Source organism: Streptomyces sp. SAS_272 (genome assembly GCF_052543235.1).
In genome coordinates, this window is sequence record NZ_JBMNDR010000013.1 from 101,162 (window position 1) to 125,438 (window position 24,277).

19 protein-coding genes are annotated in these 24,277 nt (G+C 72.6%); 13 read left to right on the plus strand and 6 right to left on the minus strand.

What is annotated here, in order from left to right; all coding sequences use genetic code 11:
* Positions 1 to 244: 244 nt before the first annotated feature.
* Positions 245 to 1,327, plus strand: coding sequence for a mannose-1-phosphate guanylyltransferase (gene manB, locus ACN6LD_RS11485; protein WP_057578501.1), 1,083 nt, complete (start codon positions 245 to 247; stop codon positions 1,325 to 1,327).
* Positions 1,328 to 1,522: 195 nt separating this feature from the next.
* On the opposite strand, the gene ACN6LD_RS11490 is transcribed toward manB, so the two are convergent.
* From ACN6LD_RS11490 to ACN6LD_RS11505, 4 genes are all read right to left on the minus strand, one after another.
* A complete protein-coding gene (locus ACN6LD_RS11490) occupies positions 1,523 to 2,527 on the minus strand; it encodes a DNA-3-methyladenine glycosylase family protein (RefSeq protein ID WP_319194884.1) in 1,005 nt (334 codons plus the stop codon).
* Between the two features lie 221 nt (positions 2,528 to 2,748).
* Positions 2,749 to 4,083: a coenzyme F420-0:L-glutamate ligase gene (locus ACN6LD_RS11495; RefSeq protein WP_445043060.1), complete on the minus strand. Its 1,335-nt coding sequence runs from the start codon at positions 4,081 to 4,083 to the stop codon at positions 2,749 to 2,751.
* Positions 4,080 to 5,039, minus strand: coding sequence for a 2-phospho-L-lactate transferase (gene cofD, locus ACN6LD_RS11500; protein ID WP_319194888.1), 960 nt, complete (start codon positions 5,037 to 5,039; stop codon positions 4,080 to 4,082). Before cofD ends, ACN6LD_RS11495 begins: the two co-directional genes overlap by 4 nt.
* Before the next feature lie 248 nt (positions 5,040 to 5,287).
* Positions 5,288 to 5,833 carry a cysteine dioxygenase gene (locus tag ACN6LD_RS11505; RefSeq protein WP_445043061.1) on the minus strand — a complete coding sequence of 182 codons (546 nt, stop codon included), beginning with the start codon at positions 5,831 to 5,833 and terminating at the stop codon, positions 5,288 to 5,290.
* Positions 5,834 to 6,567: 734 nt separating this feature from the next.
* Between ACN6LD_RS11505 and ACN6LD_RS11510 the strand changes: the two genes are divergently transcribed.
* The 3 genes from ACN6LD_RS11510 to ACN6LD_RS11520 all read left to right on the plus strand — a co-directional run bounded on the left by ACN6LD_RS11510 (position 6,568) and on the right by ACN6LD_RS11520 (position 12,339).
* Positions 6,568 to 6,837, plus strand: coding sequence for a WhiB family transcriptional regulator (locus tag ACN6LD_RS11510; protein ID WP_020128551.1), 270 nt, complete (start codon positions 6,568 to 6,570; stop codon positions 6,835 to 6,837).
* A 208-nt stretch (positions 6,838 to 7,045) separates the two neighbouring features.
* A complete protein-coding gene (locus tag ACN6LD_RS11515) occupies positions 7,046 to 10,774 on the plus strand; it encodes a glycosyltransferase (RefSeq protein WP_445043062.1) in 3,729 nt (1,242 codons plus the stop codon).
* The gene (locus ACN6LD_RS11520; RefSeq protein ID WP_445043063.1) at positions 10,771 to 12,339 is read left to right on the plus strand and encodes a DUF5719 family protein; all 1,569 of its coding nucleotides are present in this window, start codon (positions 10,771 to 10,773) and stop codon (positions 12,337 to 12,339) included. Before ACN6LD_RS11515 ends, ACN6LD_RS11520 begins: the two co-directional genes overlap by 4 nt.
* Positions 12,340 to 12,391: 52 nt before the next feature.
* On the opposite strand, the gene ACN6LD_RS11525 is transcribed toward ACN6LD_RS11520, so the two are convergent.
* Positions 12,392 to 12,841, minus strand: a complete 450-nt coding sequence (locus ACN6LD_RS11525) for a metallopeptidase family protein (RefSeq protein ID WP_319194896.1) — start codon at positions 12,839 to 12,841, stop codon at positions 12,392 to 12,394.
* A gap of 313 nt (positions 12,842 to 13,154) precedes the next feature.
* On the opposite strand from ACN6LD_RS11525, the gene ACN6LD_RS11530 reads away from it, so the two are divergent.
* The 8 genes from ACN6LD_RS11530 to ACN6LD_RS11565 all read left to right on the plus strand — a co-directional run bounded on the left by ACN6LD_RS11530 (position 13,155) and on the right by ACN6LD_RS11565 (position 21,811).
* Positions 13,155 to 13,577, plus strand: a complete 423-nt coding sequence (locus tag ACN6LD_RS11530; protein WP_057578486.1) for a DUF3499 domain-containing protein — start codon at positions 13,155 to 13,157, stop codon at positions 13,575 to 13,577.
* A gap of 219 nt (positions 13,578 to 13,796) precedes the next feature.
* Positions 13,797 to 15,233, plus strand: a complete 1,437-nt coding sequence (locus ACN6LD_RS11535; RefSeq protein ID WP_445043064.1) for a phosphomannomutase/phosphoglucomutase — start codon at positions 13,797 to 13,799, stop codon at positions 15,231 to 15,233.
* Positions 15,234 to 15,408: 175 nt separating this feature from the next.
* Positions 15,409 to 15,579: a Trm112 family protein gene (locus tag ACN6LD_RS11540; protein ID WP_445043065.1), complete on the plus strand. Its 171-nt coding sequence runs from the start codon at positions 15,409 to 15,411 to the stop codon at positions 15,577 to 15,579.
* 114 nt (positions 15,580 to 15,693) lie between these two features.
* On the plus strand, positions 15,694 to 16,827 hold the full coding sequence (locus ACN6LD_RS11545; RefSeq protein ID WP_445043066.1) for an SIS domain-containing protein: 1,134 nt from the start codon (positions 15,694 to 15,696) through the stop codon (positions 16,825 to 16,827).
* 142 nt (positions 16,828 to 16,969) lie between these two features.
* Positions 16,970 to 18,121 (plus strand): mannose-6-phosphate isomerase, class I, encoded by a 1,152-nt coding sequence (gene manA, locus ACN6LD_RS11550; protein WP_445043067.1) that lies wholly within the window; start codon positions 16,970 to 16,972, stop codon positions 18,119 to 18,121.
* A 135-nt stretch (positions 18,122 to 18,256) separates the two neighbouring features.
* Positions 18,257 to 19,237 carry a cation diffusion facilitator family transporter gene (locus tag ACN6LD_RS11555; protein ID WP_445043068.1) on the plus strand — a complete coding sequence of 327 codons (981 nt, stop codon included), beginning with the start codon at positions 18,257 to 18,259 and terminating at the stop codon, positions 19,235 to 19,237.
* A gap of 373 nt (positions 19,238 to 19,610) precedes the next feature.
* Positions 19,611 to 21,068, plus strand: coding sequence for an adenosylhomocysteinase (ahcY, locus tag ACN6LD_RS11560; protein WP_319197648.1), 1,458 nt, complete (start codon positions 19,611 to 19,613; stop codon positions 21,066 to 21,068).
* Between the two features lie 128 nt (positions 21,069 to 21,196).
* Complete coding sequence (locus ACN6LD_RS11565) at positions 21,197 to 21,811, plus strand: hypothetical protein (RefSeq protein ID WP_445043069.1); 615 nt, start codon at positions 21,197 to 21,199, stop codon at positions 21,809 to 21,811.
* A 13-nt stretch (positions 21,812 to 21,824) separates the two neighbouring features.
* Here the strand turns inward: ACN6LD_RS11565 and ACN6LD_RS11570 are convergent, their stop codons facing one another.
* The gene (locus ACN6LD_RS11570; protein WP_319198214.1) at positions 21,825 to 22,733 is read right to left on the minus strand and encodes an RDD family protein; all 909 of its coding nucleotides are present in this window, start codon (positions 22,731 to 22,733) and stop codon (positions 21,825 to 21,827) included.
* Between the two features lie 131 nt (positions 22,734 to 22,864).
* On the opposite strand from ACN6LD_RS11570, the gene ACN6LD_RS11575 reads away from it, so the two are divergent.
* Entirely contained in the window at positions 22,865 to 23,872 is a 1,008-nt protein-coding gene (locus tag ACN6LD_RS11575) for a stage II sporulation protein M (protein WP_445043070.1), read from the plus strand.
* Positions 23,873 to 24,277: the final 405 nt, after the last annotated feature.

Sequence of the window (24,277 nt, forward strand, 5' to 3'; positions counted from 1 at the left end):
CCGAGACGTCCTGGCCGACCGGCTCGCACCCGGTCGGCCTCGTCGTCCGCCGGTCCCGTCGGCCCGGCCGGTCTCACCCGTCCCGTCGTCCTGCCGGTCCCCGCGGGCCGTCCCGCCATCCGGGGGACGGCCCGCAGCGACCGGGACGGAACGCCGCCGGCCTGGAAGTCGCCGCACGTCGGTCTGCATACACTGGCCGGTCGAAAGACAGTTCGGCCGGTCCCGGCAGGAAGCAGAGACGAAGGTGACAGAAGCGATCCTCCTGGTCGGCGGCAAGGGCACCCGGCTGCGCCCCCTCACGGTGCACACGCCCAAACCCATGGTCAGGGCGGCGGGGGTGCCGTTCCTCGCACACCAACTGGCGCGGGCGAGGGCGGCAGGCGTGGACCACGTCGTTCTCGCGACGAGCTATCTGGCCGAGGTCTTCGAACCGTACTTCGGCGACGGCTCGGCCCTCGGCCTGCACCTCGAGTACGTGACGGAGGAGGAGCCCCTCGGCACGGGCGGCGCGATCCGCAACGTGGCGTCCCGCCTCACCTCCGCCCCGGAAGACCCGGTGCTGATCTTCAACGGCGACATCCTCACCGGACTGGACATCGGCCGCCTGGTCACCACGCACGAGACGACGGGCGCGGACGTCTCCCTCCATCTGACCAGGGTGACGGACCCGAGAGCCTACGGTCTGGTGCCCACCGACGAGACGGGCCGGGTCCTCGCGTTCCTGGAGAAGCCGCAGACGCCCGAGGAGATCGTCACCGACCAGATCAACGCGGGAGCGTACGTCTTCCGCCGCTCGGTCATCGACACCGTCCCGGCAGGCCGCCCGGTGTCCGTGGAGCGCGAGACGTTCCCCGGCCTCCTCGCGGCCGGCGCGCGTCTCCAGGGCATGGTCGACTCGACGTACTGGCTGGACCTCGGCACCCCGGCGGCCTTCGTCCGGGGCTCGGCGGACCTGGTCCTCGGCCGCGCCCCGTCCCCGGCGGTCCCCGGCCGCTGCGGCGACCGCCTCGTCCTGCCGACGGCACAGGTCGCGGCGGACGCGAAGCTGACCGGCGGCACGGTGGTGGGCGAGGGCGCGTTCGTGGCGGAGGGTGCGCGGATCTTCGGCTCGACGATCCTCCCCGGCGCCGTCATCGAACCCGGCGCGGTGATCACCGACTCCCTCGTCGGGACCCGGGCCCGGGTGGGCGAACGTTCCGTCCTCACCGGCGCGGTGATCGGCGACGGGGCGGTCGTCGGCGCCGACAACGAGTTCCGCGAGGGCGCGCGGGTCTGGTGCGACGCGAGAATCCCGGCGGGCGCGGTGCGGTTCTCGTCGGACCAGTAGCCCGCCGCCCGGGTGAGGCCGGTTCCGCGCGGATCGACGTGAAGCCCTGCCGACCGCCCTCACCCTCGCCCCGGCCGTCCTCACCCTCGCCGGCCCGGATCCCGGGATCGGAGCCCCGGCCCGGCCCCGATCCCCGGCCAGGGCGTAGCGCCCCGGCCCGCGCGGAGCGACTCCGTCCGCGCGGCGCGGGGCCCCTCACAACGTCCCGATGTCCCATCGCGGCATCTTCGGGGCCCGCCGAGCCGGTGTCCGCCCGCTCAACAGGATCAACCTGGCCGCGCGGTGCCGCTGCCCCGCGTACGGCTCCAGCAGTTCCAGCATCACCGAGTCGTCGGCGTCGCGGTTCCCGGCCAGCGCCCATCCCACGATGCCCGGCAGATGCAGATCCCCCACGGTCACCGCGTCCGCCGCGCCGTGACTGCGCTGTACGGTCTCCGCCGACGTCCACGGCCCGATCCCCGGCACCAACTCCAGCCGGGCCTGCGCCGCGGCCGGCTCCATCCGCAGCGACTCCTCCAGCCGCCCCGCCACCCGGACGGCCCGCAGGATCGTCGACGCCCGCTTGTCGTCGACGCCCGCCCGGTGCCACTCCCACGACGGGATCAGCGCCCATGTCCGCGGCGCCGGCATCACCCACAGCCCTGCGTCGGCCCCAGGCCCGGGCGCCGGCTCGCCGAACTTGCGGACCAGCAGCCGCCACGCCCGATACGCCTCGTCCGTCGTGACCTTCTGTTCCAGGACCGACGGGATCAGCGACTCCAGCACCAGACCGGTCCGCGTCAGCCGGAGCCCCGGACGCCGGTGCCGTGCCGTGGCCACCACGCGGTGGCGGGGCTCGAAGGCCTCCGGCGCGTCCGCGGCCCCGAGCGTCTCCGGCAGCTGCTCCAGCAGCCACTCGGCCCCCGGGCCCCACGCCTCGGCGCGCACCGTCCCGTCGTGGGCGGCCACGCGCAACGTCCCCGGCCCTGCCGGGGTGAGGCTGGCCCGCCACACGCACCCGTCCGGAGTCGCCCGGAACGTCGGATCACCCGGCCCGCGGCGCAGCGGACCGAGCACCAGCCCGAGGTCGAGCGGCCCTTCGGGCGCCCAGTGCCGCACCCGTCCCGGCGCCGGAGCCTGCCGGGGCACCCCGGCGGGCACGCCGACATGACCGCCGCGCACGGTGGTGCGGGTGGGCCGGGGAGAGAAGCGTCCTGCCACGAGTGAAGTCCCGGGTCGTACGAGAGGGGGTCGGATGAGGGCCAGGGCCGGAGGGAGGTAGGAGTCGAGGGAGAGAAGGGGACAGAGGCGAGCGTAGGAGTCGGACGGGAGCAGGAGACAGAGGCGAGCGTAGGAGTCGGACGGGAACAGGAGACAGAGGCGAGCGTAGGAGTCGGACGGGAACAGGGACAGAAGGGAACAGGAGCCGGAGGGCGGAGCAGTCAGCGCACCTCGACGAAGTCGGCCACCTCCCGCTCCCCGCGCGCCCGCGGTTCCCCGGCCGCGTGGCCGACCGCCACCGCGCCCATCGGGTCCCAGCCCTGCGGCAGTTCGAGGACCTCCCGGACCACGTCCCGGCAGAACATCGTCGACGACACCCACGCGGACCCGAGTCGCTCGCCGGCCAGCGCGACCAGGAAGTTCTGCACGCCGGCGCCGGCCGCCACCACGAACATCTCCCGCTCGGCCGCGTCCCGCCGGGCGTCCCCGTAGGTGTGCGAGCCGTCCATCACCAGACAGGGGACGACGAGATACGGCGCATGGCGCAGGACGTCGCCCCGCCGCACCCGCTTCGCGATGGACTCCTCTGACTTCCCGTCCCTGCGCAGATCGGCGATCCACGCCTCCCGCATGGCGTCCAGCAGCCGGGTCCTCGACGCCTGCGACTCGAGCAGCACGAACCGCCACGGCGTGGTGTGATGCGGCGCCGGGGCGGTGACGGCCGCCGCCACCGCCCGCCGGACCGCTCCCGGGTCGACCGGCTCGTCGGTGAAGGAACGCACCGTCCGCCGTTGGGTCACGGCCAGTCGGACAGCCTCGGAGGTTCCGAGGCGGAACATGTCGTCGCGCGCGCCGCGCACCATCGCCCGGGCGCCTGCTGCGGCCTCCGCGGACCCCGCCGCGTCGTCCTCGGCCACGACGACGTGCCCGAGTCCGCGCACCACGGCCACGGGGAGCCCGGCCGCCTTGCCCTTCACGAGATCCCCCGCGGCGGCCAGCTCGTCCGCCGTGGCGACGACCGTCGCGCTCAGGGGATTGCCGTACGCGTCCGTGCCCCCGCGCAGGTCGTCCAGCACCCGTACGCCGGCGGCGCCGATCGCGACGTCCGTGAGCCCGGCCCGCCACGGACGCCCGAAGGTGTCGGTGACGAGGACGCCGACGTCGACGCCGAGCGCGTCCCGCAGTCCGTCCCGCAGCGCCCGCGCGGACGCGTCGGGGTCCTCGGGCAGCAACAGCACCGTCCCGGAGGGGGTGTTGGAGGCGTCGACCCCCGCGGCGGCCATCACCAGGCCCTGTCGGTTCTCGACGATCCGCAGCGCGCCGCGCCGGGCCACGACCCGGACCGTCTCGGCGTCGATCGCGGCCTCCCGGTCGTCCGCCCGGACGATCCGGCCCTCCGCCTTGGACACGATCTTCGAGGTGACGAGCAGGACGTCCCCGTCGGCGAGCTGCGGCTCGGCGGAGGCGATCAGCTTGGCGAGGTCGTCGCCGGACCGCACCTCGGGCAGTCCGGCCACGGCCCAGACCCGGTAGCCGTTCTCGACGGACCCGCTCATACGGCCCGCACCTCCTCCGCCAGCCGCAACGCCTCCCGCGCCATCTGCGCGGTCGCGTCGAGGTCGGTCATCATCAGCGGGACGGCCCGGCAGCGGACCCCGGCCGCCTCCACCTGCCCGACGGAGCCCGCGTCGACCGTGTCGACGAGCCAGCCGTCGAGCAGCCCCGAGCCGTAGTGCTCGGCCACCGCCGCGGCCGTCGACTCCACGCCCACCGCGGCGAGCACCTTGTCGGCCATGCCGCGCACCGGAGCGTCGCCGACGATGGGGGAGAGGCCCACCACCGGCACGCCGGCCTCGGCGATCGCCTCGCGGATGCCGGGCACGGCGAGGATCGTGCCGACCGAGACGACCGGATTCGACGGCGGGAAGAGGACGACGTCCGCCTCGGCGATCGCCTCCAGCACCCCCGGGGCCGGCTTGGCCTGCTCGGCGCCGACGGGCACGACGGCCACCGCCGGCGCCGACGCGCGCATCCGCACCCAGTACTCCTGGAAGTGCACGGCCCTGCGCTCGCCGTCGACCTCGACGGCGACATGTGTCTCGACCCGGTCGTCCGTCATGGGGATCAGCCGTACTCCCGGCTTCCACCGGTCGCACAGCGCCTCGGTGACCGCGCTCAGCGGATATCCGGCGCCGATCATCTGCGTCCGCACGATGTGCGTGGCGAAGTCACGGTCGCCCAGCCCGAACCAACCCGGTCCGGCGCCGTACGCCGCGAGCTCCTCCTTCAGGTGGAAGGTCTCGTCGGACCGCCCCCAGCCCTGCTCCTCGTTGATGCCGCCGCCGAGCGTGTACATCACCGTGTCGAGGTCCGGGCAGACCTTCAGCCCGAAGAGATGGATGTCGTCGCCGGTGTTGCCGATGACCGTGATGTCCGCGTCCGGCACGGCCTGCTTCAGACCGCGCAGGAACCGGGCACCGCCGATGCCGCCTGCCAGAACCACAATGCGCATGAGGGCAAGTCTCGCAGGCGGCGCCGACGGCGCGACGCCCGGTTGTGGACGACGGGCCGCTTGTGGACATCCCGGTCACCCGCCCGAGCGGCCCCCGCCTCCCGCCCGCTCCGACAGGCGCCCCGACAGTCGTCCGGAAGGGCATCGGGTCGGTCGTCCCGACGGGCACCGAGACGATCGTCCCGACGGGCGTCCGGCAGCAGTCCGACGACCTCGGCGCGACCGGCTCTCCCGGCCGGGACCTCGTCCTACGCTCCGACGGTGTCCGCGTGCCCCTGCGCGCCGACGGGCGTGCAGGCCACGGCCGACGCGAGGGCCGAACCGCTCCGCGACTCGCTGTGCATGGGCATCTCCGTGAGCCCGGGGAAGTACACGTGCAGACTCACCGCGGGCTCGAGCGCGTCGTTGACGACCTCGTGCGCGTACCCGGGCGCGAACACGCGCTGGGTGCCGGCCGCCAGCACGCGCTTGCCGCGCTCCGTGCGCTCGGTCAGCACGCCGTCCAGGACCGTGAGCACCCCGGAGGAACGGCCGTGGTCGTGCAGTCCGCTGCCCTGACCGGGCACCCAGGACAGCAGCCACACCTCGTAGTCGGGGCCGGTGCGCAGCCGGTGGTACCAGCGGGTCGTCGCGTCGTAGCGGACCAGGTGCTCCCACTGGGAGCGGTCGCCCGCGAGGGAGCGGGCCAGGCCGACGAACTCGGCCACGGTGGCGGGATGCTCGCGCGGCGCCTGGAGGAGGTGCGGGACTTCGAGGATGTCGCCGGCGATCTGGAGGTCGCTGTCGCTGTTCATGGGGTGCGGTGTTCCTCGGAGGAAGAGGCGGAAGAGCGTGGGGGTCGGCGGGGTGCCGCGTACCGTCCGCCCGGATCACGGGTGGATCAGCGAGGCCCTGGTGTGGGCCGGAGAAGGGCGGCGGCCGAGTCGCGGTGGACTCGACGGGTACAGCCGGAGCGCGTTGGACTCAACAGCTGGAACAGCGACAACAGCTACAGCGAGCGCGGGCAGCACCGTGGGACCCGGCGGAGCCGGTCGAGGTGAGTGCCAAGTTCGCGAGCATGCCCACTAGAACAGCGGCTCACACCTTCACTGTCAACTCGACACCCAGGATGTGGGACGCGGTTCACCTCATCAGGTTCAACTCCGAGGTGAAAGGTTTGTGCACCCGCCGACCGGGACACATGGCGCACATGCCGAGCGCGCAAGCCGTACGGCGATCCGTGATCGGGCTGTGATCCGCTTCGCTTCCGCGCGTGTGCCGCAACGAGATCGAACCTCTGGGCGTCCTTCTCTGTGCAAGCACCGCGCAGGGCCGGCGGCCCTCCGGGGCTTCATCTGCTTGTCAAGGTTTATGGCGATTTGAACACTTACCGCATGGCCTTGGTTCCGCAGAGTGAATTAAGGGGCCCAATAGCAGATCTCGGCTTGACTCGCCCGGAGCAGCACACTTGTAATTTCACTCGTGTCGTTCAGCCGGAATCGGTAACGGCCACGTCACGGGGACGCGAAAGACAGAGCGAGGGGCGCACATGACCGAGCTGGTGCAGCAACTGCTGGTCGACGTCGACGACGCGGACGAGGAACTCGGCTGGCAGGAGCGCGCACTGTGCGCCCAGACCGATCCCGAGTCCTTCTTCCCAGAGAAGGGCGGCTCCACCCGCGAGGCGAAGAAGGTCTGCCTCGCCTGCGAGGTCCGCTCCGAATGTCTCGAGTACGCCCTCGCGAACGACGAGAGATTCGGGATCTGGGGCGGCCTGTCCGAGCGGGAGCGCCGCCGACTGAAGAAAGCCGCGGTCTGAGCGCCGCCCGCTGAGCCACAGGCGCGGCGGCACGGCATGGCGGCAGCGAGGCACAGGGGTCCGAACGGCCCGTCGCAGGTGGGTTGTCCACAGGCGGCGGGCCGTCGTCCTGCCCAGCCGATAGTGTGGGCGCTCGTCCGAGACACCCCGCCGCCCCCACACGGCGCAGGCGTCCACCGCAGTCCAGCGAACCGGGGCCCGTACCTCGATGTCCGTGCACAGCCACACGGCAGCCCGCCAAGACGGCGCTGCCACACCTGAGTTCCCGCGTCATGTAGTGACCGCGGTGATCGTCTCCCACGACGGTGCCCGCTGGCTGCCCGACGCGCTCGCCGGGCTGCTCGGCCAGGAGCGCCCCGTCCAGTCCGTCATGGCCGCCGACACAGGCAGCTCGGACGACTCCGCGCGACTGGTCGCCGAAGCCGTCGGCGACGACCGCGTCCTGCACCTCGCCCGGCGCACCGGGTTCGGTCAGGCCGTCGAGGAGGCCCACCGCACGGCCCCGGTCCTCACCCCCGAGGAACTGCCCTACCTCAAGCGCCCCAGCGGCTGGGACCCCGTCACGCGCACCTGGCGCGACGACGCCTACGACCTGCCGGAACTTCCGCACGGAGAGCCCGTCCAGTGGCTCTGGCTGCTGCACGACGACAGCGCCCCCGAACCCGACGCGCTCGCCGAACTGCTGCGCGTCGTGGAGAACGAACTCGAACTCGGCCGTGACGACGTGGCCGTCGTCGGACCCAAGCTCCGCGGCTGGTACGACCGCCGCCAGCTGCTCGAGGTCGGCGTCACCATCGCCCACTCCGGCCGCCGCTGGACCGGCCTGGACCGCCGCGAACAGGACCAGGGCCAGCACGACCACGTCCGGTCCGTACTGTCCGTGTCCACCGCCGGCATGCTGATCCGCCGCGACGTCTTCGAACAGCTCGGCGGCTTCGACCGCCGCCTCCCCCTCATGCGGGACGACGTCGACCTGTGCTGGCGCGCACAGGCCGCCGGCCACCGCGTCCTCATCGCCCCCGAGGCCGTCGTACGGCACGCCGAGGCCGCCTCCCGCGAACGCCGCACCGTCGACTGCGCGGGCCGCACCAGCGCCTCCCCGCACAAGGTCGACAAGGCGGGCGCCGCCTACACCCTCCTCGTCAACAGCCGCACGGCCCTGCTGCCCTGGGTCCTGGTGCGCCTCGTCCTCGGCACCCTGCTGCGCACCGTCGCCTACCTCGTCGGCAAGGTCCCCGGACAGGCCGTCGACGAGATCCGCGGCCTGCTGGGCACCCTGCTGCGGCCCGAACGGATCATCGCCGGACGCCGCACGCGCGGCCGAGCGACCGTCGACAAGGACGAACTGCGCCCCCTGTTCCCACCGCCCGGCGCGACCGTGCGGGCCACCATCGAACAGGTCGCCGGCGACCTCTTCGGCTCCTCCGACCCCGAGGCCGTCGCCGGAGCCGGCCGGCACGGCGGCGCCGTCGAGTCGGGCCCCGGCGGCGACGACGCCGACTTCCTGGAGATCGAGCAGTTCGCCCGCCTCAAGCGCATCGCCCGCAAGCCCGGCCCCGTCCTCTTCGTCATCCTGCTCTTCGTCTCCCTGATCGCCTGCCGCAACCTCCTCGGCGGCGGCGCGCTCGCCGGAGGCGCCCTGCTGCCCGCCCCGCCGGACGCCTCCGACCTGTGGGCGCGCTACACCGACGCCTGGCACACGGTGGGCGCCGGCGGCACCGCCTCCGCCCCGCCCTACCTCGCGATCATCGCCACGCTGGCCACCCTGCTCCTCGGCTCGACCGGCCTCGCCCTCACCGTGCTGCTCGTCTGCTCGGTGCCCCTGGCCGGCGTGAGCGCCTACTTCGCCTCCCGGCCGCTCGTCGAATCGCGTCTGCTGCGCGCGTGGGCGGCCGTCGTCTACGCCTTCCTGCCCGCCGCCACCGGCGCCCTCGCCGGCGGCCGCGTCGGCACCGCCGTCCTCGCCGTCCTGCTGCCGCTCATCGCCCGCGCGGGCGCCGCCGCCGGCGGCCTGACGCAGCGCTCCGGCGGCCGCGGCAGCTGGCGCGCCACCTGGGCGTACGCGCTGCTCCTGACCGTCACCACCGCGTTCACGCCGATCGTCTGGCCCATCGCCCTGGTCCTCGGTCTCGCGGTCCTCGTCCTGCGCCGCGGCGACATCACCGCCCACGGCCTGCGCTTCCTCGCCCAGCTCGGCACGCCCCTGCTGATCCTCGCGCCCTGGTCGCTGTCGCTGCTGCCGTTCGGCTTCTTCACCCAGGCCGGCCTCGACCACGGCCCGTCGGCCGCCACCGCGCTCGACCTGCTCGGCGCGAGCCCCGGCGGCCCCGGCACCGTCGAGGGCCTCATGCTGATCGGCATCGTGCTGGCCGCACTGGCCGCCCTGCTGCGCTCCGAGCGCCACTTCGGCGTCTGGACGGCCTGGGCGGTCGCCCTGGTGGGCCTCGTCTTCGCCGTCCTGTCCAACAACTCCACCTGGGCCGGCCCCGCCACCCTCGTCTACGGCCTCGCCCTCCTCGCCGCCGCCGTCATCGGCGCCGAGGGAGCACGCACGCGTGTCGCCGAGCAGAGCTTCGGCTGGCGCCAGCCGGTCGCCGTCCTCATCGCCTTCGCCTCGGCCGCGGGTCCGCTGCTCGTCGCCGCCGGCTGGATGATCGGCGGCGCCGACGGCCCCCTGGAGCGCCGCGACCCCGTCCAGGTGCCCGCGTTCGTCGCCGAAGAGGCCGGCGGCCGCGACCAGGCCCGCACGCTCGTCCTCGACAGCGACTCCGCGGCACACGTCGGCTACATGCTGGTGCGCGGCTCCGGCGCGCGCCTCGGCGACGCCGAACTCGCCGCGGCCGATGGCGAGAACGCCCAGCTCGACAAGGTCGTCGCCAACCTCGTCGCCGGCTCCGGCGCCGACCAGAGCGACCAGCTCGGCAAGTTCGCGGTGGGCTACGTCCTCGTCCACAAGGGAGCGCCCCGCGAGGTCGCCCGCGTCCTGGACGCGACGCCGGGCCTGAAGCGGCTCAGCCAGCAGGACGGCAGCGCGCTGTGGCGGGTCAACCAGGAGGTTTCCCGCGCGGCCGTCGTCGCCGCGTCCGGCAAGGGCACGCCGGTCCCGGTCGCCGCGGGCCCCGTCGACATCCACACCACCCTGCCCGCCGGCACCGGAAAGCGCGTCCTGCGGCTGGCCGACGCCGCCGCCGACGGCTGGACGGCAACCCTCGACGGCAAGCCCCTCACGCCCACCACCGTCGACGGCTGGGCCCAGGGCTTCGAACTGCCCGCCTCCGGCGGCACGCTGAGCGTCACCTACGACGACCCGGTCACCCACACCGCCTGGCTGTGGGCGCAGGGCCTGCTCTCCGTCGTCCTGGTCGTCCTGGCCCTCCCCGGCCGCCGCCGCGACGTCGACGACGACCTCCCCGAGGAGGACCTCGTCCCCGCCCAGGCCGTCGAGGGCGAGGGCCGCCGCGCCCGTCGCCTGCGCGCACAGGCCGAGGCCGAGACCGAAGAACCCGGCCAGGACGGCGAGTTCCCGGTCCCCGCGCAGGAGGAGCAGCCGCCGGCCGCGGTCCCCCAGCAGCAGTCCTACGGGGACTGGAACGGGCAGGACCAGCCGGCCTACGCGGGCGCCGAGTACGGCGGCTACCCGGCCGGCCAGTACCCCGACGCCCAGCAGTACCCGGCGGGCGGCTACGACCAGCAGCAGCAGTCCTACGACCCCTACCAGGCCGGCCAGTACGAGCAGCCGTACGCCTACGACGGCCAGCCCCAGCAGGCGCCGTACGACCCGAACCAGCCGCAGCAGGCCTACGACCCGTCGGCCTACGACCCGTCGTCGGCCTACGACCCGTCGGCCTACGGCCAGGGCGGTTACGACCCCGCCTACGACCCGGCCCAGCACCCCCACGGCACCGGCAACGAGCGCCCCGACGGGAGCCAGCAGTGAACCGCACCACCCTGTCCCTGATCGCCGGCACGGCCGCCCTCGCCGCCGTGACCGGGTTCGCCACGCTCAACCAGCCAGACCCCGCCGGCCAGGACACTGTCAGGGCGGCCGCCGAACTCCCCGTGGAGCGCACGAGCCTGCTCTGCCCCTCGCCCAGCACCTCGGACCTCGCCGAGACGTCGTACACGTCCTTCACACCCGTCACCAAGGGGACCGCCGCCACCGGCACGGCCGAACTCACGGCGGCGGCGGGCAACGCGGCCGCTCCGACGGACACGGCGAGCGGCAAGACGGGGGACAAGGCAGGAGACAAGGCGGGGGACAAGGCAGGCGGCAAAACGGGGGACAAGGCGAGCGGCAAGAAGAAGGCCGCGAAGCCCGTCGTCGCCCCCAAGACGCCCGGCGCCCCGGCCGTCGGCGTCACCACCGGCGGCGACGCTCCCGCACTCCTGGGCACCGCCGAGGGGAAGTTCGCCCCCGGCTGGACGGTCCAGGAGACCACGGAGGTCGTCGCCGGCAGCGGTCGCGGCCTGCAGGGCCTCACCTGCACCGCGCCCGACACCGAGTTCTGGTTCCCGGGCGCGAGCACGTCCGCCGACCGCACGGACTACGTCCACCTCACCAATCCGGACGACTCCGCCGCCGTCGTCGACGTCGAGCTCTACGGCAAGGGCGGTGCCCTGGCGAGCACGGTGGGGGAGGACATCACCGTCCCCCCGCACTCCAGCGAGCCGATCCTGCTGTCCACGCTCACCCCCGAGAAGCAGGAGGACCTCACCGTCCACGTCAACGTCCGCAGCGGCCGCCTCGGGGCAGCCGTCCAGGCTCTGGACGCGAAGCTCGGCGGCGACTGGCTCGCCTCCTCCGCCGAACCGGCCGCCACCCAGGTCATCCCCGGCATCCCCAAGGACGCCACCGCCGTCCGCCTCGTCGCTTACGCGCCCGGCGACGCTGACGCCGACCTCAAAGTCCAACTGGCCTCCACCTCAGGCCTGATCACTCCGGCGGGACACGAGACGCTGCACGTCAAGGCGGGCATGACGACCTCCGTCGACCTCGGCGACGTCACGCGCGGGGAGGCCGGCTCCCTGATCCTGACCCCGACGGACCGGCCGACGCCCGTGGTCGTCGCCGTACGGGTGCTGCGCGGCAAGGGCGACAAGCAGGAGTCGGCGTTCATCCCGGCAGCCGGCCCGGTCGGCGCGCGCGCGTCGGCCGCCGACAACACGGCCAAGACCGCCTCCCTCTCCCTGACCGCCCCCAAGGGCACGGCCAAGGTCAAGGTCACGGCGTCCGCGGGCAGCGGCGGCGGCACACCCGTCTCCCAGACGTACACGGTCAAGGCGGGCGCCACGCTGGAGGTCCGGCCCCCCGTCCCCGCCGGGCTGAAGGGCACGTTCGCGCTGACCGTCGAACCCCTCACGGCCACCCCGGTCTACGCCGCCCGCACCCTGACGGTCGCTCAGGAAGGCGTCTCCGGCTTCACGGTCCAGACCCTGCCGGACGACCGGGGAACGGTGGCGGTACCGCAGGTCGACGAGGACATCGCGGTCCTGCAGAGGTGACCCGAAAGGGTGGCTCCGTCCCCCGCGAGGGGGACGTCGGACGGTGCGGCGCTCAATCCTCGCCGTAGCGCGGATCGACCGTCTCGGGCGTCAGCCCCAGCAGTTCGGCGACCTGCTCCACGACGACCTCGTGCACCAAGGCGGCCCGTTCGTCGCGCCCCTTGGTACGGATCTCGACCGGCCGCCGGTAGACGACGACCCGTGCCCGGCGACCCTCACGCGCGGGGATCGTGCCGCCCAGCGGGACCGCCTCGTCGTTCCACGGCTCAGCCGCCGTGTCCAGGCGCGGCACCTCCAGGACCATGAAGTCGATGTCGGTGAGCTGCGGCCATCGCCGTTCCAGCCGGTCCACGGAGTCCTGCACGAGATCGGCGAACACGTCGGCGCGGCTGGCGGCCAGCGGCACCTGGGGCGGTGCGACAGGCCCCCGCATCCCCCGCCCGTGGCGATCGCGACGACGGGGACCTGGGCCGGCGGAAGGGGGCGGTACGGGGCTCTCCATCACTACTGAAGCGTAGTCCCCGCGGTGACCCCGTGCCCCGCCCCCACACGCCTCCCCGCCGCCGGGACCGCCGCGGCCCGTCGTCGCCCCACGCGCGCGGCTTGTCGCAGGATGACCATTCCAGCCAAGGTTGGGCTCGAATCCGTATCCCTCCGAGACCGGTGAGCTCATGGCAATTGATGCCGTTTGTGGCGAGTGATGACCGCGAGCCGGCAGGTTCCCGCCCTCAACGACTGGTGTTCACGCAGGTCAGCGGGGTATGACTGAACCGGCGCGTGGGGCGTTTCACAACCCGACACGGTGGAGTGACCTGGTGGAGAGTCGTCGCAGCCCGCTCAAGAGTGCGGTACCGTCCAACATCGTGAGCCCTGTACGTCGCTGTTCGCGCACCGCCTGCGGCCGACCCGCCGTCGCGACGCTGACGTACGTCTACGCCGACTCGACCGCGGTCCTCGGCCCGCTCGCCACCTACGCCGAGCCCCACTGCTACGACCTGTGCGCCGAGCACTCCGAGCGCCTCACCGCCCCGCGCGGCTGGGAGGTCGTCCGGCTCCTCGACAGCTCGGCCCCCGCCCGCCCCAGCGGAGACGACCTGGAAGCGCTTGCCAACGCGGTGCGCGAGGCGGCCCGCCCGCAGGAGCGCGCGGCCGGAGCCGGCGGCGGCAGACGCTCGGCGGACCCGATGGAGGTCGCCCGCCGCGGCCACCTGCGGGTTCTGCGCTCACCGGACAACTGAGCGGCCGCACCCTCCGTCCCCCTCACCGCGCCCGCACAGCTCCTGGAAGCGCGACCTGCGCCCACCCCGCCGCGCGGCAGGCGAAATACCGGCAACCGCTTTCTGAACCGTCGCACGCCGGATCGGACACCACCGCGTCCCCACTCGGCGGCCCGCCGCCGCACGCCGAACCGGCCCGGGTAGTTTGTGGTGACCCACAGGACTTCAGGAAGGCCGGCCGTGGCTGCTGATCTGTCGCAGATCGTCAAGGCGTACGACGTACGCGGGCTGGTCCCGGACCAGTGGGACGAGTCCCTCGCCGAACTGTTCGGCGCGGCCTTCGCCCAGGTGACCGGCGCCCGGGCGATCGTCGTCGGCCACGACATGCGCCCTTCCTCACCCGGCCTCACCGACGCCTTCTCCCGCGGCGCGGCCGCCCGCGGCGTGGACGTCACACAGATCGGCCTGTGCTCCACGGACCAGCTGTACTACGCCTCGGGCGCGCTGAGCCTGCCCGGCGCGATGTTCACGGCCTCGCACAACCCGGCCCGGTACAACGGCATCAAGCTGTGCCGCGCGGGCGCGGCCCCGGTCGGCCAGGACACCGGCCTGACCGAGATCCGCGAACTCGTGGAGCGCTGGACGGACGACGCCGCGGCCTCCGCCGCCGACTCCGGTGCACCGAGATCGGCATCCCCGGCGGCACCACGCCCCGGGACGACGGCCGACACGCACGCCGGCCCGGCGCAGGGAACGATCACCCGGGCCGACACGTTGAACGACTACGCGGCACACCTGCGCGCACTCGTCGACCTGACCGGAATCCGCCCCCTCAAGGTCGTGGTCGACGCGGGCAACGGCATGGGCGGCCACACCGTCCCCACCGTCTTCGAGGGCCTGCCCCTGACCCTCGTCCCCCTGTACTTCGAGCTCGACGGCACCTTCCCCAACCACGAGGCCAACCCGCTGGACCCGGCGAACCTCGTGGACCTCCAGAAGCGGGTCCGCGAAGAGGGCGCCGACCTCGGCCTCGCCTTCGACGGCGACGCCGACCGCTGCTTCGTCGTCGACGAGCGAGGCGAACCGGTCTCCCCGTCCGCGGTCACGGCCCTGGTGGCCGTACGCGAACTCGCGCGCAACGGCGGCACGGGCACCGTCATCCACAACCTGATCACCTCCTGGTCCGTCCCGGAGACGGTGAAGGAGAACGGCGGCACCCCCGTCCGCACCCGCGTCGGCCACTCCTTCATCAAGGCCGAGATGGCACGCTCCGGCGCGATCTTCGGCGGCGAGCACTCCGCGCACTACTACTTCAAGGACTTCTGGAACGCCGACACCGGCATGCTGGCCGCACTCCACGTCCTCGCGGCCCTCGGAGGCCAGGACGGCCCCCTCTCCTCCCTCGTCGCGGAGTACGACCGCTACAGCGGCTCCGGGGAGATCAACTCGACGGTCGCCGACCAGGCCGGCCGCATCGCCGCGATCAAGGCGGCGTACGGCCCCCGCGAGGACGTCACCCTGGACGAACTCGACGGTCTGACGGTCTCCTCCGCCGACTGGTGGTTCAACGTCCGTCCCTCCAACACCGAGCCCCTCCTCCGCCTCAACGCGGAGGCCCGCGACGAACAGACGATGACCAGGATCCGGGACGAGGCCCTGCGCATCATCCGAGCCTGAGACCGAGCCGGAGACCGGTCCTGCGCGATCCGAGTCGCCCTCCCCACCGGCACCTCCCCGGCCCGTTCCGCCCGCCGCGCCGGACCCCCACGGCCCCACCCTCACCAGCGGTACGCTGACCAGGCACGTCCGCACCCCCGGACCACACCCGCCCGCACCCCCGAAAGGACACCCCATGCCGCTCGAAGCCGGCCTCCTGGAGATCCTCGCCTGCCCCGCCTGCCACGCCCCTCTCAAGGAGCAGGACACCGAGCTGATCTGCACGGCGCACGACTGCGGCCTGGCCTACCCGGTGCGTGACGACATCCCCGTCCTCCTCGTCGACGAGGCCCGCCGCCCCGCATAACCCGCCCGGCGCCCCCACACCGGGCGACCCGCGCCCCTGGGCGCACCGCGCCCGCCGCCCCCGCACCCCCGGCCCCGAAACCGACGACGCTCCAGGCGATCGGAGACTGCCGCCATGCTCGACGACTCGCTTCTCGACACGCCGGACGCCCTCACCGAGGCCGACCGCAGAGCCCTTCTGCGCGGCGCGGCCGAAGCCGGGGCCCGCGTCCGCACCGCCGTCCGACACGCGGCCGAGGCCGGCGTCAACGACCTGGCACCGGACGGCCGCCCCCGCGCCATCCTCATCGCAGGACCCGGCGCCGCCGCGGTCTGCGTGGCCGACCTCCTCGGCACCCTCGCCGGCGCAGCATGCCCCGTCATCCGGCTTGCGCCCACCGGCGTGGCCCCCGCCGCGGGCGCCCTGCGCTGGGAACTCCCCGGCTGGGCAGGCTCCGTGGACCTCCTCCTCATCGCCACCCCCGACGGCAGCGAACCCGGCCTCTCCCTCCTCGCCGAGCAGGCCTACCGCCGGGGCTGCACCGTCGCCGCCGTGGCCCCCGCCCACTCGCCGCTCAGCGAAGCGGCCGTCGCCGCGCACAGCCTGTTCATCCCCCTGGCGACCGCCCCCTACGAGCAGGACGAGCAGCCCCCCGTGGCCGCCTCCGCGCCCGGCGTCCTGTGGGCCCTGCTCACCCCGCTCCTCGCCCTCCTCGACCGCATCGCCCTGATCTCCGCCCCGCCCGAGGAGCTCGACAAGGTCGCCGACCGGCTCGACCAGGTCGCCGAACGCTGCGGGCCCGCCGTCGCCACCTACAGCAACCCGGCGAAGACCCTGGCCGCCGAACTCGCCGACGCGCTCCCGGTGATCTGGACCGAAGGGACCTCGGCCGGACCCGCGGGCCGCCGCTTCGCCGCCGCCCTCGCCGAACTCGCCGGCCGCCCCGCCCTCGTCGCCGAACTCCCCGAGGCCCTCGCCGAGCACAACGCGCTGCTGGCGGGCCCGCTCGCCGCCAGCGCCGACCCGGACGACTTCTTCCGCGACCGCGTCGAGGAACCGCCCGCCCTGCACGCGCGCGTGGTGCTGCTGCGGGACCGTCCGATCGGCGGGCTGACCGCCGCCCCGACCGCCCGCGAACTGGCCCTCAGCCACGACACGCCGATCAGCGAACTCGAACCCGAGGAAGGCGGCGAACTCGTCACCCTCGCCGAACTCATCGCCACCACGGACTTCGCCGCCGTCTACCTGGCCCTCGCCTCCGGAGCCTGACGAGCAGGCCAAGGCCACGCAACGGCCGTCCGCCTCCGTCCACGGCCGACCACCCACGCCCACGCCGGCACGCCCCCGGCATGACCGACGACCGACCGACAACCGACCGACCGACGACGGACGGGCAGCGGAGAGAGACCACATGGACCGCCTCGACAACACCGTCCGCCCCTACGCCTGGGGTTCCCCCACCGCGATCCCGCACCTGCTCGGCGTCGAGCCGACCGGCGAACCGCAGGCCGAGATGTGGATGGGCGCCCACCCCGGCGCACCCTCCCGCACCGGCCGGGGCACCCTCGTCGACGTGATCGACGCCGACCCGCGGCGCGAACTCGGCGAACGGACCGTCGCCAGGTTCGGCCCCCGCCTCCCCTTCCTCCTCAAACTCCTCGCCGCAGGCGCCCCCCTCTCCCTCCAGGTCCACCCCGACCTGACCCAGGCCAAGGAGGGCTACGAGGACGAGGAGCGCCGCGGCATCCCCTTCGACGCCCCGCACCGCAACTACAAGGACGCCAACCACAAGCCCGAACTCATCTGCGCCCTCACCGAGTTCGACGGCCTCTGCGGCTTCCGCACCCCGGCACACGCCGCCGACCTCCTCGACGGCCTCGGCGTCGACTCCCTCAAGCCGTACGTCGACCTGCTGCACGCACAGCCCGAGGAAGCCGCCCTGCGCGAGGTGCTGACGGCGATCCTCACCGCCGACCCCGACGAGACGGCGCACACCGTCACCGCCGCGGCCACCGCCTGCGACCGCCTCGGCGGCGCGTACACCCCCTACGCCGGCATCGCCCACCACTACCCCGGCGACCCCGGCGTCATCGCCGCCATGCTCCTCAACCACGTCCGGCTCCAGCCCGGCGAGGCCCTGTTCCTCGGCGCCGGCATCCCGCACGCCTACCTCAACGGGCTCGGCGTCGAGATCATGGCCAACTCCGACAACGTCCTGCGCTGCGGACTCACCCCGAAACACGTCGACGTCCCCGAACTCCTGCGCATCGTCCGCTTCGAGCCCGGCGACCCCGCCGTCCTGCGCCCCGAGGCGGCCCCGGACGGCGAAGAGGTCTACGACACCCCCACCGACGAGTTCCGGCTCTCCCGCTACGTCCTCGCCACCGGCGGCCCCGCCCACGACCTCACCCTCCCCACCCCGCAGATCCTGCTGTGCACCGCGGGCTCCGTCCGCGCGGGCGAGCACGCACTGACACCGGGCACGTCTGTCTTCGTCCCCGCGGGGAACAGAGCCGAAGTGAGCGGGGCGGGTACGGTCTTCCGGGCCACAGTCGTCGCATGACCCCACTGACGGTGACCTGACGCGGCACCGCCGAACGGGGCTGCAACAATGGCCCCCCGGCAAAGGACGGGCAAAGCCGCAACGGGCCGCGCCCAGCACGGCGTACGCACGAAGGCGAAGGGACAACGCGAACACATGAGCGCGTCAGGCGGCACCAGGGCGATCGTGGCGGCACTCGGCGCCAACCTAGCGATCGCGGCATCGAAGTTCGTGGCGTTCGCGTTCAGCGGCTCGTCGTCGATGCTCGCCGAAGGCGTGCACTCGCTCGCCGACTCCGGCAACCAGGCCCTCCTCCTCATCGGCGGCAAGAAGGCCCAGCGCGAAGCCACCCCCCAACACCCCTTCGGCTACGGCCGCGAACGCTACATCTACGCCTTCCTCGTCTCCATCGTCCTCTTCTCCGTCGGCGGCATGTTCGCCATCTACGAGGGCTACGAGAAGATCCAGCACCCGCACGACATCGAGCACTGGTACTGGCCCGTCGGCGTCCTCGTCTTCGCGATCATCGCCGAGGGCTTCTCCTTCCGCACCGCCATCAAGGAGTCCAACGAACTCCGCGGCAAGCTCTCCTGGTCACAGTTCATCCGCCGCGCCAAGGCCCCCGAACTTCCCGTCGTCCTCCTCGAGGACTTCGGCGCGCTGATCGGCCTCGTCCTCGCCCTCGGCGGCGTCGGCCTCGCCCTCCTCACCGGCGACGGCATCTGGGACGGCATCGGCACCGTCTGCATCGGCGTCCTCCTCGTCCTCATCGCCCTCGTCCTCGCCGCCGAGACCAAGTCCCTGCTGCTCGGCGAGTCCGCAGGCCTCGAAGACGTCCAGAAGATCGAGGCCGCGATCGTGGACGGCGACACCGTCACCCGCGTCATCCACATGCGCACCCTCCACCTCGGCCCCGAGGAACTCCTGGTCGCAGCCAAGATCGCCGTCGAGCACGACGACACGGCCACCCAGGTGGCCACCGCCATCAACGCCGCCGAGGCCCGCATCCGCGCCGCCGTCCCCATCGCCCGGGTCATCTACCTCGAGCCGGACATCTACAGCGAGACGGAAGCCGCCAAGGGCCCCGACGCCGAGGCCACCCCGGGCGGCCCCAGCCGCCCCACCGCCGAACACTGACCGTCCCCCTGACACCACCCGACAGGACCCCCCGGCACCACGGCGGGTCCTGTCGCCGTTCCGCCTCCATCCCCTCGACCCGACCGACCCGAACGGGCGGGATCCGGCCGGATCAAGCCCGATCTCACGCCATCCGACCCGACGAGGACTGGGGCCGTCCCGCGCCCGCGGTGTAGCTTGGAACGGAGCCAGACGTCGCTGCTGATGGCGGTCGGGCGGTCCCAGCGGACCGTCCGAGGGAGAGAGGGCCTCCGACGGACTGCGCTGCGCGCACGCGGGCATGCCCGTGTCCTCCTTCGGACACCCCTGTGTCCGCCGCCGCGCAGACCAGCCGTACCCCCACCTCGCCCCGACCCCCGAGGAGCAGCACAACATGACGACCGTCGAAAACCGACAGGACTTCAAGGTCGCCGACCTCTCCCTGGCCGCCTTCGGGCGCAAGGAGATCACCCTGGCCGAGCACGAGATGCCCGGCCTGATGTCGATCCGCAAGGAATTCGCCGCCGCCCAGCCGCTGGCCGGCGCCCGGATCATGGGCTCGCTGCACATGACCGTGCAGACCGCCGTGCTCATCGAGACCCTGGTCGCGCTCGGCGCCGAGGTCCGCTGGGTGTCCTGCAACATCTTCTCCACCCAGGACCACGCGGCCGCCGCCATCGCGGTCGGCCCGAACGGCACCCCCGAGAACCCGCAGGGCGTCCCGGTCTTCGCCTGGAAGGGCGAGACCCTGGAGGAGTACTGGTGGTGCACGGAGCAGGCGCTGACCTGGCCGAACAGCCCCACCGGCGGCCCGAACATGATCCTCGACGACGGCGGTGACGCCACCCTCCTGGTCCACAAGGGCGTCGAGTACGAGAAGGCCGGCAAGGTCCCCTCGGTCGACACCGCCGAGAACGACGAGCACCGCGTCATCCTCGAACTCCTCAACCGCACCATCTCCGACGGTTCGCAGAAGTGGACCCAGCTCGCGTCGGAGATCCGCGGCGTGACCGAGGAGACCACGACGGGAGTCCACCGCCTCTACGAGATGCACCGGGACGGCACCCTGCTGTTCCCGGCGATCAACGTCAACGACGCCGTCACCAAGTCGAAGTTCGACAACAAGTACGGCTGCCGCCACTCCCTGATCGACGGCATCAACCGCGCCACCGACGTCCTCATCGGCGGCAAGACCGCCGTCGTCTGCGGCTACGGCGACGTCGGCAAGGGCTGCGCCGAGTCGCTGCGCGGCCAGGGCGCCCGAGTGATCATCACGGAGATCGACCCGATCTGCGCGCTCCAGGCGGCGATGGACGGGTACCAGGTCACCACGCTCGACGAGGTCGTCGAGACGGCCGACATCTTCATCACCACGACCGGCAACAAGGACATCATCATGGCCGCCGACATGGCCAAGATGAAGCACCAGGCCATCGTGGGCAACATCGGCCACTTCGACAACGAGATCGACATGGCCGGCCTGGCGCAGATCCCGGGCATCGTCAAGGACGAGGTCAAGCCGCAGGTCCACACGTGGAAGTTCGCGGACGGCAAGGTCCTCATCGTGCTGTCCGAGGGCCGCCTGCTGAACCTGGGCAACGCCACCGGGCACCCCTCCTTCGTGATGTCCAACTCGTTCGCGGACCAGACCCTGGCCCAGATCGAGCTGTTCACCAAGCCCGAGGAGTACCCGATCGACGTCTACGTGCTGCCCAAGCACCTCGACGAGAAGGTCGCCCGCCTCCACCTCGACTCGCTCGGCGTCAAGCTGACCAGGCTCCGCCCCGAGCAGGCCTCGTACATCGGCGTCGAGGTCGACGGCCCCTACAAGTCGGACCACTACCGCTACTGAGCCCGTAGCCCCGGTCCACAGCGGCACAGAGACAGGCCCCCGCACCCCCGTGTCGGGGGCCTGCCCCTACGCCACCCGGACCGGACCGCCGCGGCGCCCCGACCACCCCGTCACACCCCAGGACCCCCATGCCCCGCGGCCGGTATTCGCTGTACGACCCGCACGACCACACCCCCCTCGCACACGAGCATTTCCAGTGCGCCCCCGGCCCCTCCGGCTGGCGCTACGTGTCACAGCTGACCACCCCCACCGGCGATCACACCGGCTCCGTCGACCTCACCCTCGACGACCTCGGCCGCCCCCTCCGCCTCGAACTCCACGCCGGCGACTGGCAGGTGCGCGGCGCCGCGCTGGACGGAGTCACCTGGGTCCGCACCGACCCCACCGGATCCCAGGCCACAGAAGGCAACGTCCCCGCCCACGCCTTCGCCGGCGCCTCCCCCGCCTTCCTCGTCGCGACCGGCCGACTCCTGCGCCTCACCCCCTCCTCCGCGGCCACCCGCGTACGCCTCGTCGCCTTCACCGACCCGGTCCTCGCCCCACGCACCGTGGATCAGTCCTGGTCCCTGCTGAAAAGCGAAGCACACGCCACTGACAACGGCCCCCTGACCGTGGACGAATACCAGGTCACCGCCCTGGACACCGGCGAACAACACATCGTGCACCTCGCCGGCGACGTCGTCCTCGCCGCCCCGGGCATCGAGCTCGAAGACCTCGAAACACCACCCTCGGCCTTCGACTGACCCGCACTCCGACCTACGCCGGCGGCGCGAACCCCGTGCCCGGCCCCGCGGACCGGTCGACAGCCGGCTCCTCCGGCGCAACCCCGGCCGCCACGACCGGCGGGACATACGGAGCCGGCGGACGGTACGCCATCGCCGCGCCACCCGCACCCACCGTCGGCGCCGCCACCGGAACGCCCCCGAACGCCCGCCGCGCCTCCCGGACCTGCCGCTCCTGCACGACCGCCGCCAGATACGCGGCCGGCGGCGCCCCCTGCGGAACCGGAACCCCCGTACACGCCGCGAGCTCACCGGCCAGCCGCACCGCCATCCCCCAGCCGACCTGCGGATCCAGCTGGCCCATCCGACCCAGGTACTGCCGGACCGCCAGCCACAGCCCGTCCGGCACCGCCGACAGATCGAGACCCTGGAACCGGCCCGCCAGCCAGGGCGGAGGCGGCGGCACGAATCCGGACCGCGCCGCGGGCACCCGCTCCCGCACCACCAACGTCCCGGCGAAGACGTCACCGAGCCGCCGCCCCCGCGCCGACACGAGCGAGGCGATACAGGCCACCACCCCGAGCGTCAGCAGAATCTCCACCACCCCGATCGCACCGCGCACCAGCGCATGCCGGAACCGGATCGGCCCACCGTCGTCCCGCACCACCCGCAGACCGCAGGCGAGCTTCCCGAGCGACCGCCCATGACTGAGCGTCTCCACCGCTATCGGCCCACCCACCAGCACCAGCAGGAACGTGGCGATCGACAGAGCGATCTGCGCCGCGTCGTCCAGCGACGCCGTCGTCACCACCACCACGACGCTCACGACGACATAAGCCGTGAACGCCACCACGAGGTCCAGCAACGTGGCCAACCCCCGGCTGGGCAGCCTGGCAGGCCGCAGCTCCAACGCCACCGCCTCACCCGTCACCAGCTCACTCACGCCCGACATCCCTTCCCTGGCCTGCCCCGAGAACCGCCAGTCTGCCAAGCTGAAGGCACTTCGCGCCGCAGTACGACAAGCTGACACCCCACCGCCGGCCGCCGACGAACAGCCGAGGAGCAGGCACACCGATGGACCTCGACGTCTTCGTCTCCGCCCACCGGGCCGAATGGGACCGCCTCGACGCCCTCCTGCGCCGCCGACGCACCCTCACCGGCGCCGAGACCGACGAACTCGTCACCCTGTACCAGCGCACCGCCACCCACCTCTCCCTCATCCAGTCCAGCGCCCCGGACCCCCAGCTCACCGGACGGCTCACCCAACTCGTGGCACGCGCGCGCAGCACGGTGACGGGCACCCGCCGGGCCTCGTGGCGCGACGTGACGCGCTTCCTCACCCAGGGTTTCCCCGCCGCGGTCTACAGGTCACGACACTGGTGGATCCCCACCGCGCTGCTGTCCACCGCCGTCGCGGCCCTCCTCGGCTGGTGGATCGGCACCCATCCGGAAGTACAGGCCTCCATAGCCGCCCCGGACGAACTGCGCGACCTCACCCGCCCGGGCGGCCTCTACGAGACGTACTACTCGAGCCACCAGGCCGCGGCGTTCGCCGCACAGGTCTGGACGAACAACGCCCAGGCCGCCGCCCTGTGTCTGGTCCTCGGAGTCTTCCTCGGCCTGCCGGTCCTCTGGATCCTCTTCCAGAACATGCTCAACCTCGGCATCGGAGTCGGCCTGATGTCCTCGGCGGGCCGACTCGACACCTTCCTCGGTCTCGTCCTCCCGCACGGTCTCCTCGAGCTGACGGCTGTCTTCGTGGCGGCCGGCACCGGACTCCGGCTGGGCTGGACCGTCATCGACCCCGGTCCTCGCACCCGGCGCACCGCCCTTGCCGAAGAAGGCCGTGCAGCGGTCGGCATGGCCATAGGCCTTGCCCTGATCCTGTTCGTCTCCGGTGCCATCGAAGGCTTCGTCACCCCGTCCGGCCTGCCCACCTGGGCCCGCATCGCCATCGGTATCGCAGCCGAACTGGCCTTCCTGGCCTATGTCTACGTCCTCGGCGGCAGGGCCGCGCGGGCCGGCGACATGGGCGACGTCGAGGCGGCCGAGCGCAGCGCGACAGTGCCGACAGCCGCCTGATGTGCAACCGCCCCCGATGAACTGCTAGTCTCCTCTTCGCCTCGCAAACACTGTTGACACGGAGTGCGCGAGGAGGTAGATTCGAACAGTTGCCTGGAACTGGACAGAGTCCGGTCGGCAAGGGTTAGTATCTGTCAGCCTCGTGAATCTCTGATTACACAGAGGCCTCTCGACAAGTCGGAAATGGAATGGCCGGTCAGACCGCCCAGAAACTTCTGATAAAGTCGGAACCGCCGGAAAGGGAAACCGCGAGATAAGCGGGAGACCTGGAAAGCACCGAGGAAATCGGATCGGAAAACGGTCTGGTAGAGTCGGAAACGCAAGACCGAAGGGAAACTGCCCGGAGGAAAGCCCGAGAGGGTGAGTACGAAGGAAGCGTCCGTTCCTTGAGAACTCAACAGCGTG

Bases quoted from the DNA above. Each gene is read 5' to 3' on its own strand.
- ACN6LD_RS11515 (WP_445043062.1), top strand. From the start codon at position 7,046: ATGTCCGTGCACAGCCACACGGCAGCCCGCCAAGACGGCGCTGCCACA.
- ACN6LD_RS11505 (WP_445043061.1), bottom strand. From the start codon at position 5,833: ATGAACAGCGACAGCGACCTCCAGATCGCCGGCGACATCCTCGAAGTC.
- ACN6LD_RS11495 (WP_445043060.1), bottom strand. From the start codon at position 4,083: ATGAGCGGGTCCGTCGAGAACGGCTACCGGGTCTGGGCCGTGGCCGGA.
- manA (WP_445043067.1), top strand. From the start codon at position 16,970: ATGGACCGCCTCGACAACACCGTCCGCCCCTACGCCTGGGGTTCCCCC.
- ACN6LD_RS11510 (WP_020128551.1), top strand. From the start codon at position 6,568: ATGACCGAGCTGGTGCAGCAACTGCTGGTCGACGTCGACGACGCGGAC.
- ACN6LD_RS11525 (WP_319194896.1), bottom strand. From the start codon at position 12,841: ATGGAGAGCCCCGTACCGCCCCCTTCCGCCGGCCCAGGTCCCCGTCGT.
- ACN6LD_RS11575 (WP_445043070.1), top strand. From the start codon at position 22,865: ATGGACCTCGACGTCTTCGTCTCCGCCCACCGGGCCGAATGGGACCGC.
- ACN6LD_RS11540 (WP_445043065.1), top strand. From the start codon at position 15,409: ATGCCGCTCGAAGCCGGCCTCCTGGAGATCCTCGCCTGCCCCGCCTGC.
- ACN6LD_RS11545 (WP_445043066.1), top strand. From the start codon at position 15,694: ATGCTCGACGACTCGCTTCTCGACACGCCGGACGCCCTCACCGAGGCC.
- ahcY (WP_319197648.1), top strand. From the start codon at position 19,611: ATGACGACCGTCGAAAACCGACAGGACTTCAAGGTCGCCGACCTCTCC.
- ACN6LD_RS11565 (WP_445043069.1), top strand. From the start codon at position 21,197: ATGCCCCGCGGCCGGTATTCGCTGTACGACCCGCACGACCACACCCCC.
- ACN6LD_RS11555 (WP_445043068.1), top strand. From the start codon at position 18,257: ATGAGCGCGTCAGGCGGCACCAGGGCGATCGTGGCGGCACTCGGCGCC.
- cofD (WP_319194888.1), bottom strand. From the start codon at position 5,039: ATGCGCATTGTGGTTCTGGCAGGCGGCATCGGCGGTGCCCGGTTCCTG.